General features: G+C 30.3%; 9 protein-coding genes. 6 read left to right on the top strand and 3 right to left on the bottom strand.

Annotation, left to right across the window (positions count from 1 at the left end; genetic code table 11):
- Nucleotides 1-71 precede the first annotated feature (71 nt).
- From B2217_RS13090 to B2217_RS13080, 3 genes are all read right to left on the bottom strand, one after another.
- On the bottom strand, nucleotides 72-503 hold the full coding sequence (locus B2217_RS13090) for a hypothetical protein (RefSeq protein WP_219034573.1): 432 nt from the start codon (nucleotides 501-503) through the stop codon (nucleotides 72-74).
- Nucleotides 504-536: 33 nt separating this feature from the next.
- Nucleotides 537-1685, bottom strand: a complete 1149-nt coding sequence (locus B2217_RS13085; RefSeq protein WP_291046547.1) for an AI-2E family transporter — start codon at nucleotides 1683-1685, stop codon at nucleotides 537-539.
- 145 nt (nucleotides 1686-1830) lie between these two features.
- On the bottom strand, nucleotides 1831-3999 hold the full coding sequence (locus tag B2217_RS13080; RefSeq protein WP_291122784.1) for a S46 family peptidase: 2169 nt from the start codon (nucleotides 3997-3999) through the stop codon (nucleotides 1831-1833).
- A gap of 164 nt (nucleotides 4000-4163) precedes the next feature.
- On the opposite strand from B2217_RS13080, the gene B2217_RS13075 reads away from it, so the two are divergent.
- The 6 genes from B2217_RS13075 (at nucleotide 4164) to B2217_RS13050 (ending at nucleotide 14451) form a co-directional block, all read left to right on the top strand.
- Complete coding sequence (locus tag B2217_RS13075; protein ID WP_280037564.1) at nucleotides 4164-5006, top strand: hypothetical protein; 843 nt, start codon at nucleotides 4164-4166, stop codon at nucleotides 5004-5006.
- Nucleotides 5007-5057: 51 nt separating this feature from the next.
- On the top strand, nucleotides 5058-5771 hold the full coding sequence (gene lipB / locus B2217_RS13070; protein ID WP_291122782.1) for a lipoyl(octanoyl) transferase LipB: 714 nt from the start codon (nucleotides 5058-5060) through the stop codon (nucleotides 5769-5771).
- 60 nt (nucleotides 5772-5831) lie between these two features.
- Nucleotides 5832-8549 carry a helix-turn-helix and ligand-binding sensor domain-containing protein gene (locus B2217_RS13065; RefSeq protein ID WP_291122780.1) on the top strand — a complete coding sequence of 906 codons (2718 nt, stop codon included), beginning with the start codon at nucleotides 5832-5834 and terminating at the stop codon, nucleotides 8547-8549.
- A 178-nt stretch (nucleotides 8550-8727) separates the two neighbouring features.
- Nucleotides 8728-11658 carry a SusC/RagA family TonB-linked outer membrane protein gene (locus B2217_RS13060; protein WP_291122778.1) on the top strand — a complete coding sequence of 977 codons (2931 nt, stop codon included), beginning with the start codon at nucleotides 8728-8730 and terminating at the stop codon, nucleotides 11656-11658.
- A 19-nt stretch (nucleotides 11659-11677) separates the two neighbouring features.
- Nucleotides 11678-13111: a RagB/SusD family nutrient uptake outer membrane protein gene (locus B2217_RS13055; RefSeq protein WP_286495499.1), complete on the top strand. Its 1434-nt coding sequence runs from the start codon at nucleotides 11678-11680 to the stop codon at nucleotides 13109-13111.
- Complete coding sequence (locus tag B2217_RS13050; RefSeq protein WP_291122776.1) at nucleotides 13111-14451, top strand: glucoamylase family protein; 1341 nt, start codon at nucleotides 13111-13113, stop codon at nucleotides 14449-14451. The genes B2217_RS13055 and B2217_RS13050 overlap by 1 nt, the downstream gene beginning before the upstream one ends.
- Nucleotides 14452-14455: the final 4 nt, after the last annotated feature.

Raw genomic sequence — 14455 nt, 5'->3', positions numbered from 1 at the left:
GTTATAGACTTTTTTTGTATTGTCAAACTGAATTTATTTCAGTTTCTCATCCTATTTGATAAAATAAAATTTTATTTATAACGATCTATTATTTTAGAAATATTCTTAGTTTCTTCATTAAATGTTTTCCAATCACAAACAGAATTTAGATTAATAGAATAAGTGCTATTATGATTGGACATACTAATATTTATTTTCCCCACATAGTCTGTGCAAAATATTTCATTTTCATATGGAGTTGTAACTATTTTATAAATATTCTCTTCCAATGCTTTTTTATCGTTCTTAGAAATTTTGAATGATTTTGTTGTATAATCATTGATATTCTTCCATGTTATAAATTCTATTGAATCAGAGTAATCATAAATTCTTATAGATAAATTTCTATCATCAATTGACATCGTATTATACATATATTTTTTATTTACTTCTTTTTCTAACTTCTTTTCGCAAGAAATACTGAAAATCAATAAACTAAAAATGAACAATAAATTATATTTCATAAATAGCGATAATTATGTAAAATAGAAATCAGACTATTCCAAATTCTCGTCCAACATCTTTGTTTTTTTCTTTGATTTTTTAGCTTTCTTTTTGGCTAAAAATGTATTTAAATCATCATCAATTTCTGTAGAATCTTCATCACCCAAAAGATAACCCCAAGGTTTTAATTCAGTCACATTATCAAAAACAATTTTCATCAACGCAAGTATTGGAATCGATAATAGCATGCCCATAATTCCCCACGTCATTTCTCCAATTACTAATCCAATAATCACAATCAAAGAATTAATTTTTACTTTAGAACCTACAATTTTTGGCATCACTACATTTCCATCAATTGCATGAATTGCAATAAATGCAATTAAAACAAAGAACAATTTTGAAGCTGACATTGTGGCAAATGTGATTATTAGCGTTATAATTAATGAAATAACAATTCCTACATAGGGAACAACATTTAGAACACCAGTTAAAATAGCTAAAACAAATTTGTATTTAAGTCCAAGGATAGAAAATGCAATAAAAGATAAAATTGATACGACTAACATTTGTAAAAATAAGCCAATCAAATATTGTTTGACCATTTTTTGAATAGATGTAATGACGTTATAAACCTGGTCGTGTGTATTTGAATTGAATGCGTAATATAAGAATTTTACTAAATGACGACGATAAATCAACAAGAAAACAATGTATAAAAAAGTGAACAAGACTGTAACAGCCATCGATGAAACAATAGAAATTACTTTTTCGATTACAATTGTACTCGTTTCGATAGTCGTTTTGACATTCTTTGTCAAATATTCCATTTGCGCATGCGAATTAACACCAAAGGTATGGTGAATCCAATCTTGCAAATTCATAAATGCTTCTATGATTTGTTTCTGAAACGTAGGCCATTCATTTGCTATTTCAGCCATCTGTATAGCAATCAAATAGAAAATTCCTAAGATAAATGCTGCAAAAAGCAAGGTGGTAATGATACTTGAAATAACACGTGGAATGCGTAAATATCTTTCGAAAAATGAACAAACGGGTGCTAATAATATTGAAATTAAGAAGCCTAATATTAATGGAACTAAAATTCCTTTACCTATTATTGAAATAAATGTTAAACAAATGATTGACAATAATGTGCAAGTTAGTTTTAAATAAAAAGGCCATTTTCTAATGACTTCCATAATTATGAGTGTTTTATTTTGACAATTTTTTAGATAAGTTGTATAAATATAGTTTTATTTCTTAAGACTTTATTTGAATCTTACGTTTATTTCAATAAAAAAACCACGTTATAAAAACGTGGTTTTCAGAATATAGTGAAAAATATTATTTTTTCTTTGCATTTTTGCTTTCGTCAACGATAGTCATTTCATCAATCAAACGTTGCGCATTAGCATACTTGTCAACTACCCACAAAATATAACGAGAGTCCACCATAATATTACGACAAATCTCTGGATCATAATTTAAATCTGACATTGTTCCTTCCCAAACACGGTCAAAATTCAATCCGATTAATTCTCCTTTTGCATTCAATGCAGGAGAACCAGAATTACCACCAGTTGTATGGTTTGTTGCAATAAAGTTTACAGGTAATTTTCCGTTTTTATCGGCGTATTTTCCGTAATCTTTTTTATCGTATAAACTTAACATTTGTTTTGGTAAATCATACTCATAATCTCCCGGAATATATTTTTCCATTACACCTTCCATGTGCGTTACAGGTTCGTAATAAACCGCATCGCGAGGTTGGTAACCATCAACTTTTCCGTAAGTTACACGTAAAGTTGAATTTGCATCTGGGAAGATTTTCTTGTCTGTAAATACATCCATTTGCGCTTTCATATACGTACGCATCAACTTGTTGATTTTATCTTGATTCGCTAAATATGTAGGCGTTACTTTCGTTTGATTTGCATCTAAAATTAAACGAATTTGAGCAATTAAGGCATCTTCTTTTAAGGCTTTGATAAACTCAGCATCATTTTCAGCCAAAGTTTTGATATTTCCTAAAACAGATTGACCATTAATTTTTTTCGTTCCGTTGATTACCGAATTTCCTAAAGCTGTTTTGATATTTGCAGCAGTTGTAGTTGGTAATAAATTTTGAGGAACAACTTTGAAATAATTATCTGCTAAATCAGAAGAAATTGTTTTATCCAATTCTGGATTATAATCCTTGTGCATAGACGCAACTGTATTCAACGCTTTAGCTTTTGTTTCTGCGTAATTTTTTTGTCCAACCGCATTCAAAATATTGTTCAATGTTAACGCCATTCTGAATGTTTCTGAATTTGAGAAAAACGTTTCAGAATACATTGTGTACGCTAAATTGTAATCTTGATTTGCTTTATTAACTTGATTTAATTCAGAAATAATATTCGAATATTCACCTTTTAATTTCGGATTTTTCGCAATACGATTCATGAATTCTTGTTCATATTGTTGACGTTTTTCTACAGCTTTCGAACGGTTTAATCCTAAAACTTCGCCAATCCATTTTTTATGTGCATTCGAAATACGCGCTTGTTTAGACGCATAAGCGATACGAGTTGCATCGTCTTCACGCATTTTTTTATCAATATGAGATAATGCAATTGTACGCACATTGATACGCGCAGGATCAATTACATCTTTTATTTGCTGGATAGAAGAAGCTGGTAAATATTCGTCCGTCGTACCTGGGAAACCATATACAAACGTGAAATCGTCCTCACTAATTCCCGAAATATTAATAGGTAAGAAATGTTTTGGTTTATAAGGAACGTTTTCTGGAGAATAATCTGCAGGTTTGTTATTTTTGTCTGCATAAATTCTAAACATCGAAAAATCTCCTGTATGACGTGGCCAAACCCAGTTGTCTGTATTATTTCCATATTTTCCAATTGCAGAAGGTGGCGCACCAACTAAACGAACATCTTTGTATGTTTCTGTCGTAAATTGGTAATATTTATTTCCTTTGTAAAAAGGTTTGATAAATACTGAACGATAAGATTCTGTCTTAGTTTTTGCATTAAAATCTTCAATATTTTTCTTGATGATTTTGTTACGATCTTCCTCCGACATATTATCATTAACACCAGCTAAAATGGCTGTAGTTACATCTTTAATGTCTACAATAAAAGTCGCTGTTAAACCTTCGTTTGGTAATTCGTCTTTCAGCTCTTTAGCCCAAAAACCATCTGTTAAATAATCATTTTCTAAAGATGAATGTGCTTGGATTTCTCCATAACCACAGTGATGATTAGTTAGTAGTAAACCATTTGGAGAAATAACTTCTGATGTACAACCGCCACCAAAGTGAGCAACTGCATTGTTGATACTTTTATCTCCAGTACTGAAAATGTCTTTTGATGAGATTTTCAATCCCATGTCTTTCATTTCCTTTTCATTCAATTCTGTTGGAATCCACATTCCACCACCTTGTTGTGCAAAAACACTAAAGTTTGCAAACAAAGCCATTAAAATAGATCCTTTAACGAATAGTTTCTTCATTTTTATTTGATTATTTTATTCTACCGATTTCTAAGAATTCCAAAGATAAAGATTTTTATTCAATCGTTAATGTATTGCTCAAAACCATTATTTTTAGAGGTGTTTATTCAGTTTTTTTTATTGGACAAAATCAATTATTTTTAACAAAAATTAACAATTTATATATGAATTTCAGTAAAATATTTACACTATTATTAGCTTTAGCTACTTTAACTTCATGTACAATTTCTGAGGAAGTTGTTGTAAATGAAAAAGGTGAGTTTGATTATTTTCAAAAAATAGATATACCTCAAATTGGAGCAATGATGAATTCAAGTAATATTGATGATAAGATTGAGATGAATCAAATTTCGAATAATGAGTATTCATATTATGAATTTGTTCAGTTATTACAAGAAAAAGGTGGAGAAAAATTCAGAAAACAAACCGAAAAATTTGACTTATATAAAGATGATTTATCTGCAATTGATTTTTTTAAATTTCGATTAGACTTGAGAGATAAATTTGCAATAGAAATGATTAATAAATCTAAATCTGCAGAAGAATTTAATTCAAATTCAAAAATTATTGAAGAAACTTTTGCAGGTATCAATATAAAAGAAGAAAAAAGAATTACAGATGAATTAAGTCAAAAGAAAAAGAGAAAGAGAAAATCAAAACAATTAGTCGATGAACCTTTATTTAGTGATAATCCTATGGCGATGATGACAAGCTCAACATATGCTTTCGATGGAAAATCTTTCTCTAAAACAATTGATGCTGAAAAATTTTCAAAAGATTTTGATAAACAGAACTTTGATAATGATGAAGAAAAAGCGATTTTTTTAGGAATGTTGAAACAAATTAAGTTTAAATATAAATATACTTTTTCTAAGAAAATAAAATCTTTAAATATTACTGATGCAATGTTTACTTTAGATGGAAAAACATTTATAAAGGAATATACATTAGAAGAAATCCTTAATAATCCTAGTTTAGGAAATTTTAAAGTAGAGCTTGAAGATTAATGATAATTTTTGAAATCCTTCGTAAATTTGACATTCGAAACACATTGTGAAATGAAACAAATTGTCGAATTCCAAGATTTAGGAATTAACAGAGATTACCAAGAGATTTGGGATTATCAAGAAAGTCTTTTAGCAGAGAATATAGCCGTAAAACAATATAATAGAGCGCAAGAAAAGGAGGGAAGTTCAGATTTTAAAAATACTAGAAATCATTTACTTTTTGTAGAACATCCGCACGTTTATACGCTTGGAAAAAGTGGACATTTAGAAAATATGTTGGCTTCGAGTGATAAATTAAACGAAATAAATGCAACTTTTGTGAAAACCAATCGTGGTGGAGATATAACGTATCATGGACCGCAACAATTAGTTGGTTATCCGATTATGGATTTGGATACTTTCAAGCCAGATATTCATTTGTATATGCGCAATTTGGAAGAAGTGATTATCAAAACTATTGCCGAATATGGATTAAAAGGTGAGCGTTCGCAAGGAGAAACTGGTGTTTGGTTGGATGTTGGTCGACCTTTTGCTCGAAAAATTTGTGCAATGGGCGTTAAGGCTTCCCGTTGGGTAACGATGCATGGTTTTGCGCTAAATGTGAATACAGATTTGCGTTATTTTGAATACATTGTTCCATGCGGAATTCAGGATAAAGCTGTAGCTTCATTAGAAAGAGAACTTGGACATCAGGTAGATATGAACGAAGTGAAAGCGTTTACGAAGAAACATTTTGCTGAAGTTTTTGATGTCGAATTTAAATAAGATAATTCAGAAATATAATCTATTTTTAAGGACCGTTTTTACGGTCTTTTTTATTGCACAATGAGAAGCTTATTTATTCTATTTTTACTTGTTTCCACTTATAGCAAATCTCAATCGTTTGCGCCAATTATTTCGAATTACTCTAAAAGCGAATATTTGGGCGAATCGCCTATTTGGGATATTACAGAAAATAAAAAGCAAGGAAAAGTATATTTTGCGAACAATCGAAATATCTTAGAATATGATGGTAATTTTTGGGAAAAATATTCGCCAAATAGCTTAACAATTATACGTTCTGTTTTTACAATGAATAATGTATTGTATTCAGGTGCATTAAATAATTTTGGATATTGGAAAACGATTGAAGGAAAGAAAGTTTATATTTCAATTTCAGATAAATTCAAAAGTTTTGAAGGGTTAGAACAAGAAGAAATCTGGAAAATATTTTATCATAATCGTTCTATTTATTTTCAATCGTTCAATTATCTTTTTCAATTTGATGGTAAAACAGTTAAACGATACAAATTACCTGCGCTTTCCTCTTACGTTTATTTGGTGAAGGGTAAAATGTTAGTAGCCACTATTTCTAAAGGTATTTTCGAATTTAATAATGGACATTTTGAGCCGTTATTTGAAATTGAAAAAGGTAAATCAATTGTCATTCATGGAATAGAAAAATATGATAATGATTATTTAGTTGGTACACTAACAGAAGGAATTTTCAAGTACAACAAAACAGCTGGTTTACAAGAGTTCAATGTGGAATTCAATAAAATGCTAAAGAATTATTTAGTGTTAAAAATGATTCGATTAGAAGATAAATTAATCATTGGAACTTCAAATAATGGGATTTATGTATATGATTTAAAAACTAATTCTTACAAAAATTACAATCAAAACTCTGGGTTAATCAGTAATACAATCCAAAATATAAGAATAGATTCTAAAGGAAATGCTTGGCTTGGAACGGATAAAGGTATTTCGAAAATAGAATTGAAAAACAAAACTCAACTATTATATGATTACAATGGTCATTTAGGAAATGTTTTTTCGTTCGATTTTTACAAAGACAATATTTTGTTGGGAACAAATCACGGATTTTATAATTATTCGAATACTCTAAACCAAACAAATTCAGTTCTCGAGAAAGGTTTAATTTGGAATGTAACAAATATTGATAATACAATTTATGTTTCGGATAGTTGGGGAACTTACATTTATTCAGGACTATTGAATAAGATTTCTTCTACAAATGGAGGTTTTAAATTGATCAAATATGGAAATAAATTATATCAATCATCTTTTACGGGAATCAATGAATATATACAAGGTTCTCATGAAGAATCTAGTAAAGTTTCCAGTTTAACTATTCCAATTATTGATTTTATTATTGTTGAAAATAAAATTTTAGGAACAGGAAAAAATGGTGGTTTATATTTATTTGATCTTAAAAATAGAACAGGAAAGGAGATATTTTACCAACATAAAAAATTAGTTAATCCGCAAACTATTCTCGAAGATAATAAGGTTTTTGTACTGATTGACGATCAACATTTAGTCCGTTATGATATAAATAAAAACTTATTTTCTGACGAGAATTTAGATTCGAAATTAAAGAATATTAATCGAATTCGTTATTTAAAGGAGAATCGTTATTTAGTTGAAGCGGATAATATTCTGTATTATTCTAAAGTGGAACAGAATAAATTGATTCATTATTTAATTCCAAAAAAATTGTATGATGGAAAATTGGTTGATGACAATTTAACGGCTAAAATCAACGATCAGTTTTTATATATTAACCTCGAAAACGGATTATTGAAATATGATTTAAAATCTATACGTCGTGAATTACCAAAGATTAAAATTAAAGCAAAAATCAATCAAACGGTTTTGAATAATGAGCCTAATATTGAGTATTCAAATAATTATATAGATTTTTATGTTTCAATTTTGAATGATGATTTTGCGAATTATCAATTATATTATCAATTAAATAACTCTAAAATTCAACCACTTAATCAGCCAATAATTAATTATAAACAATTAGAAAGTGGTTCATATCAATTGTCAATTTATGCTTTAAAAGATGGAAATTTTGTTGAGTTGAATCATTTTGATTTTAGAGTTAAAAAGATTTGGTATTTATCAAATTTGATGATATTATTTTATATTTTATTAATTGTTGGATCGATTCTGGCTATTTATAAGTATAACAGAATGAAGTTGAAACAAAGTTTCAGAATTAAACAAAAGCAATTTGAATATGAATTGAATTTGATGGAAATGAAACATCAACAAGAGTTGAAAGAATTAAATCATCATAAAGAAAAACAACATTTAGAAACTTCTTTACAAACGAAATCTACAGAATTGGCAGGACAAGCTTTGAAATTAGCTAATCAACGTGCTATGATCCTAGAAATTAATCAATTATTTTCTCAATTGGAAATGAATGAAATCAATAAAAAATTAAAAAAGAAATTTGAGAAAACGTTTTCGGAATATAGTTACAACAGAAATGAATGGCAAAATTTCGAATTAAATATTCAGGAAATTCATCAAGATTTTATTAAGAGATTAGCTGATAAGTATTCTAATTTAACTGCGAAAGACTTAAAACTGTGTGTTTTCCTTCGAATGAATTTATCAACCAAAGAGATTGCTCCTTTAATGCACCTTAATTATCGATCAGTAGAACTACAACGATATAGATTACGCAAAAAAATGCAAATTCCTTCTGAAATAAACCTAAATAAGTATATGATTAATTTTTAAATATCGGAAAATAAATTACATCATAACTACATCATGTTGTAAATGTAATATTTTGTAATTATCTGATATTCAGTATTATGTGTTTTATTTTTTTAGAAAATTATTCTAACTAAAATTATTACTTGTTAATCAAGTGTTAAAACATTCTATTTTTGAAATAACCATTTATTGAAATAGAATGAAAAAATATTTTCTTCCATTATTTATTCTCGGGTCTTTCTGTGTAAATGCCCAAGTTACTAACGATTCTATACAGATAGAAGATCCTTTTGAAAGTGATTCTATTATACTAGATCAAGCCGTTGTGGTTGGGTATGGTACTGTTAAGAAATCAGATCTTACATCAGCTGTTTCATCAGCTAATGCTAAAGACATTACGCAAATTGCAAGTACAACTGCCATGCAGTCTTTGCAGGGTAAATTAGCTGGTGTTAATATTATTAATACGGATACTCCAGGAGGTACACCAACTGTTTTGGTTCGTGGAATGGGTACAGCTTTGGGAGGTAAAGCTCCTTTGTATGTTGTGGATGGGTTAATTGTTCCAAATATTAATAATATTAATCCAAATGACATTGAAAAAATTGATGTTTTAAAAGATGCAGCATCTTCAGCTATTTATGGAGTTCGTGGTGCAAATGGTGTAGTTGTTGTAACAACTAAACGTGGTAAAACAGGAAAGATTAGAGTTAATTATGACTCATATATTGGAGTAAGAAATACTATGAATATGGTAGATATGGCTGATGCTAATCAGTACATAACTTATTTTAATGAACAAAGAAAAGCAACAGGAGGTTCTTTGATTTCTACAAATCAAAAATATAACACGAATTGGTTTGATGAAATGTTAACCACAGGACAATTAATTAGTAATAATGTTTCGTTAGCTGGCGCTGGAGAAAATATTAATTACATGTTCAGTATTAATAATTTCGAAGAGAAAGGAATTTTAGAAGGAAATAACTTCAAAAGAACAACTGTTCGTAGTAATAATGACTATAAATTGTTTGATGGAATCTTAAAGATTAAACAAAATGTTAGTGCTACTTTTTCTAGAGAGAATCCTAAACCATATGGAGCATTTGATGTAGCTTACCGTCAATCACCATTGGTTCCTGTAAAATATGATAATGGAAGATGGGGGTTACCAATTTTTAATACAACAACAGGAGAAGTAACATATGTTGCAAAACCTGGAGAGGTGACAAGTAATTTGAACTCTCATAGTAACCCAATGTCAACATTGTATTATGATAATCAAAAAGCTAATTCTACGACACTTCAAGGAAATATAGAAGCAGAGTTGAAACTTACAAAAGGATTAACAGTTACTTCTCGTGCTGGGGGTACAAAATATTGGTACAAATACAGAGAATTTAATCCAATTAAAGAAAGATGGATTGCTGGTAACCCAATTAGAACTGCTGCTGAGTTTGAAGGTTTAAAAGCGAAGAATCCCGCGAGTTCAACTTATATGAATAACTCTCTAAATCTAAATAATGTAGAAACATTTAGATGGTCATGGGAAAACTTCGTAACATTTGATCGCAAATTTGGAGATCATTCGTTCAATGTTGTTGCGGGAGTTTCTGCAGAAAAAATGGGTATTGGTCAATATTCAGATATCACAGTATATGATGTTCCTGATAAAGAACAATACTGGTCAGCTCATCATGCTTCTGGACAATACAAAGCTGCAATGGATCAAAATAATTATACTCCAATTGCTTATGCTTCTTATTTTGCTCGTTTACAATATAATTACGCAAATAAATACTACGTTTCTGGAATTATTCGTAGAGATGGTTCAAGCCAGTTTAAACAAAACGAAAAATATTGGGGAACTTTCCCTTCTGTTTCTGCTGCTTGGAATATTTCTAATGAAGAGTTCTTAAAAGATAGTAATGTAATTTCTTTCTTAAAACTTCGTGGAGGTTGGGGACGTTTAGGTAATGCAGATGTGCCATACAACTATACAACAATTACAACTTCTACAGGTAGTGATAATGCGAATTATGTATTTGGACCAGGTCAAGATTTAATTTATGGAGCTTATATCGGTTCGCCTGCTTATGATATTTCATGGGAAATTGTAGATGAATGGAGTGCTGGTCTAGATTTCGAGTTATTGAAAGGTAAATTATCAGGAAGTTTAGATTATTACAATAAGACAACGAAAAATGCCATCTTAAATATTAAACAGATAGGTTCATCTCCTTATGAAAAAGATTTTTATGATCATGCAGCAAAAGTAGTAAATCAAGGTTTTGAAATTGCTTTAAATTATCGTAATGAAACAGCTGGAGGATTAAGATATTCGATTGGTGGTAACTTCAACTACAACGAAAATGAAGTGAAGTCTGTTAAAGAAGGATATTCTGGAATGACAGGAGGTTCTTTAGGAAATGGACAAATTGCAAAACGTTTAGAAGCTGGTCAACCACTTGGTTCTTTCTGGTTATATGAAGTAGAAGGTGTTTGGCAAACACAAGATGAAATAAATAGCAATGCTCATTTATCAAGTGCTCGTCCAGGACATTTACGCTACAAAGACCAAAATGGAGATGGAGTTATTGATGATCGTGATAAAAAATTCATGGGATCATATATTCCAAAATATAACTACGGAATCAATGTTAGTTTAGAATATAAAAATTTCGATTTAACGATTAGCGGTTACGGAGCTGGAGGTAACAAGATTTACAATGGTATCAAAAATACACGTTTAGGAGGGGAAAATATAACAGTTGATATGTTTAACGATCGTTGGACAGGAGCTGGTAGTACAAATTCTCATCCAGGAGCGGAGCGTGATCAAGTTGCTTCTTCTTACTATTTAGAAAAAGGTAATTATTTCAAATTAAGTAACATGACAATAGGATATAATTTTAGAGATAAAATTGATTTTATCAGAAACCTAAGATTATATGTTAGTGCACAAAATGTATTCATGATTACGAAGTATTCAGGATTTACACCGGAATTAACTTTAGATAATGTAAAAGGAAAACGTTATGATGGAAGTCCTTATGGAACGACAGGTATGGATTTCTCTGCATATCCAAATGTTAGAACATTTTTAGTTGGATTAAACGTAGAATTCTAATCTAGAAAATTTTAAAAAAATGAAAAAAAATATATTTAAAATAGTAACATTAGCTTCTATTCTTTCAATCGGAACATTAAGTTCATGTACAAGTGATTTTTTGAATGTAGATTCTCAAGAAAATATAGCTATTGATGATCAAGCTTCTCAATCTCCAGAAAAATATGTGAATGGTATTTACGGAATGTTTACAGATTGGGATTATGCATTCTCTTGGTTAGGAGTTACTGAAATGATTTCTGATAATGCAGATAAAGGAAGTTCTTCTACAGATAATGGTGGAGATAAACGAGATTTAGACGAATTATTACATAGTTCTACAACAGGTTCTATCGAAGCAATGTGGAAGCGTTTTTATAAAACAATTGGTAGAGCGTCATATTCTATAAAATATACGACAGAATCATCAATCACAGATGCAGAAAAAAATAGATTAATTGGGGAAGCAAAATTTTTGAGAGCTGTTTCTTATTTCTATTTGGTTCGTATGTTTGGAGATACTGTGATACAGGAGTTAGATGTTCCGGCGTCTTATTCAGTACGTAAACCAAAAGCAGAAGTTTATGCATACATTGAAGCAGATTTATTAGATGCAATATCAAAACTTCCTACTAAAAATGAATATGCTGCAAAAGATTTAGGACGTGCAACAAAAGGAGCTGCTCAAGCTTTATTGGCAAAGGTATATTTATACCAAGGAAAAAATCAACAAGCGTACGATATGGCTACAACCGTTGTTAATTCTGGTATTTATGATTTAGAAAGTGATTACGCAACAACTTGGAGAAAAGAAACTGAGAATGGTAAAGAGTCTTTATTTGAAATCCAAGCTCGTGGAGATGCTGTTGCGCATGGCGTTCAACAATATTCAGAAACTCAAGGAGCTCGTGGTACTGGAGGTTGGGGATGGGGATTCAATGTTCCTTCTCAAAATTTATTAGATGCTTTTAATGCTGAAGGAGATGCTATTCGTCGTGATGCAACAATCATTTTTAGAGGTGAAACTTTATATGACGGTCGTTTAGTTCCAACTTCTGTAGAAAACCCGATGTATAACGAAAAAGCGTATTCAAGTGCGAATCTTGGTTCTGCGGATGGAGACAAAAACATTCGTGTAATTCGTTTTTCTGAAGTTTTATTAATTCAAGCTGAAGCAGCAAATGAAATTGGGCAAGATGCTTTAACACCTCTTAATCGTGTTAGAACACGTGTAAAATTAGCTCCAATAGCAAGTATGTCTAAAGATCAATTACGATTAAAAATTTGGAATGAAAGACGTTTGGAGTTAGCATTTGAGCATGATCGTTGGTTTGATTTAGTTCGTACTGGTCAAGCAAAAGAGATGATGGCGAAAAATGGTAAAACTTTCGTTACTGGAAAACATGAATTGTTCCCAATTCCAAATGGACAAATTATTCAAACTCCAACAATGACTCAAAACCCAGGTTGGTAATGATTAAATTAAATAAAACAATAGTTACTTGCGCTTTTTTATGTGGCGCAAGTGCTTTTGCTCAAACAAAACAAGAAAATAAGCTGTTAGATAAAGTTCAAAAACAGACGATTCAATATTTTTGGGATTACGCTGAACCTCATTCAAAATTAGCTCGTGAACGTTTTCATCCTGATGGTTTTTATCCAGAAAATGATTCAAATATCATTACAACAGGAGGAACAGGATTTGGATTAATGAGTTTAATTGTTGGTATTGATCGCGAATTTATTCCAAGAAAAGAAGCAACTGAACGAATTTTAACAGGATTGAAATTTTTACAAAATGCAAATCGTTTTCATGGAGCTTGGCCACATTGGTTAAATGGCGAAACAGGAAAAGTAAAAGCTTTTAGTACATACGATAACGGAGGTGATTTGGTAGAAACTGCATTTCTTGCTCAGGGTTTAATTTGTTTGAAAGAGTATTTCAAAGATTCTAAAAATGAGAAAGAAATAGAGATTTCGCAATTAGCTGATCAACTTTGGAAAGAAATCGATTTCAATTTTTATACACGAGGAGAAAATGTGTTGTACTGGCATTGGTCTCCAAATTACGAATGGAAAATCAATTTTCCTTTAAAAGGATTTGATGAAACCATGATTACGTATGTTATTGCTGCGGCTTCTCCAAAACATTCTATCAATTCAGAAGTTTATTACAATGGTTGGACGAGAAATGGTGATATAAAATCAAATGATTCTGCATACGGAGTTCCATTGATTGTAAAGCATAACGGAGCTAATAAAAATGTTGGACCTTTATTTTGGGCACAATATTCATTTATTGGACTTAATCCGAACAATTTAATAGATGGAATTGGTATTGATTATGGAAAAGTAGTGAAAAATCAAGCAAAGATTCATTACATCTACAATCAACAAAAAACGGAAAGTTTCAAGAAGTACAAAAAAAATATGTGGGGATTAACGGCAAGTTATACCTTCAATCGAGATGGAACAGAAGGTTATACAGCACACTCTCCATTAAATGACAATAATGTAATTACGCCTACAGCTGCGTTATCGTCTTTCCCATATACACCGAAAGAATCTATGGATTTCTTGAAGTTTATTTACGAAAAACAAAACAAAAGCTTGATTGGAGTAGCAGGTCCGTATGATGCGGTTGATGTAAAAAATGATCGAGTGATTACAAAATATTTGGCGATAGATCAAGGAACAATTACACCAATGATAGAGAATTATCGCTCTGGATTATTGTGGAAATTGTTTATGCAAAATGAAGATGTACAAAGAGGTTTAGATAAATTGAAATTCAAAACAACAGCCTCGAATTAAAATC

Source organism: Empedobacter sp. UBA7620 (assembly GCF_002484185.1).
Taxonomy (GTDB): domain Bacteria; phylum Bacteroidota; class Bacteroidia; order Flavobacteriales; family Weeksellaceae; genus Empedobacter; species Empedobacter falsenii_C.
Note: the sequence above shows the minus strand (reverse complement) of the source record. Positions and strands in the feature narration are given on the sequence as shown.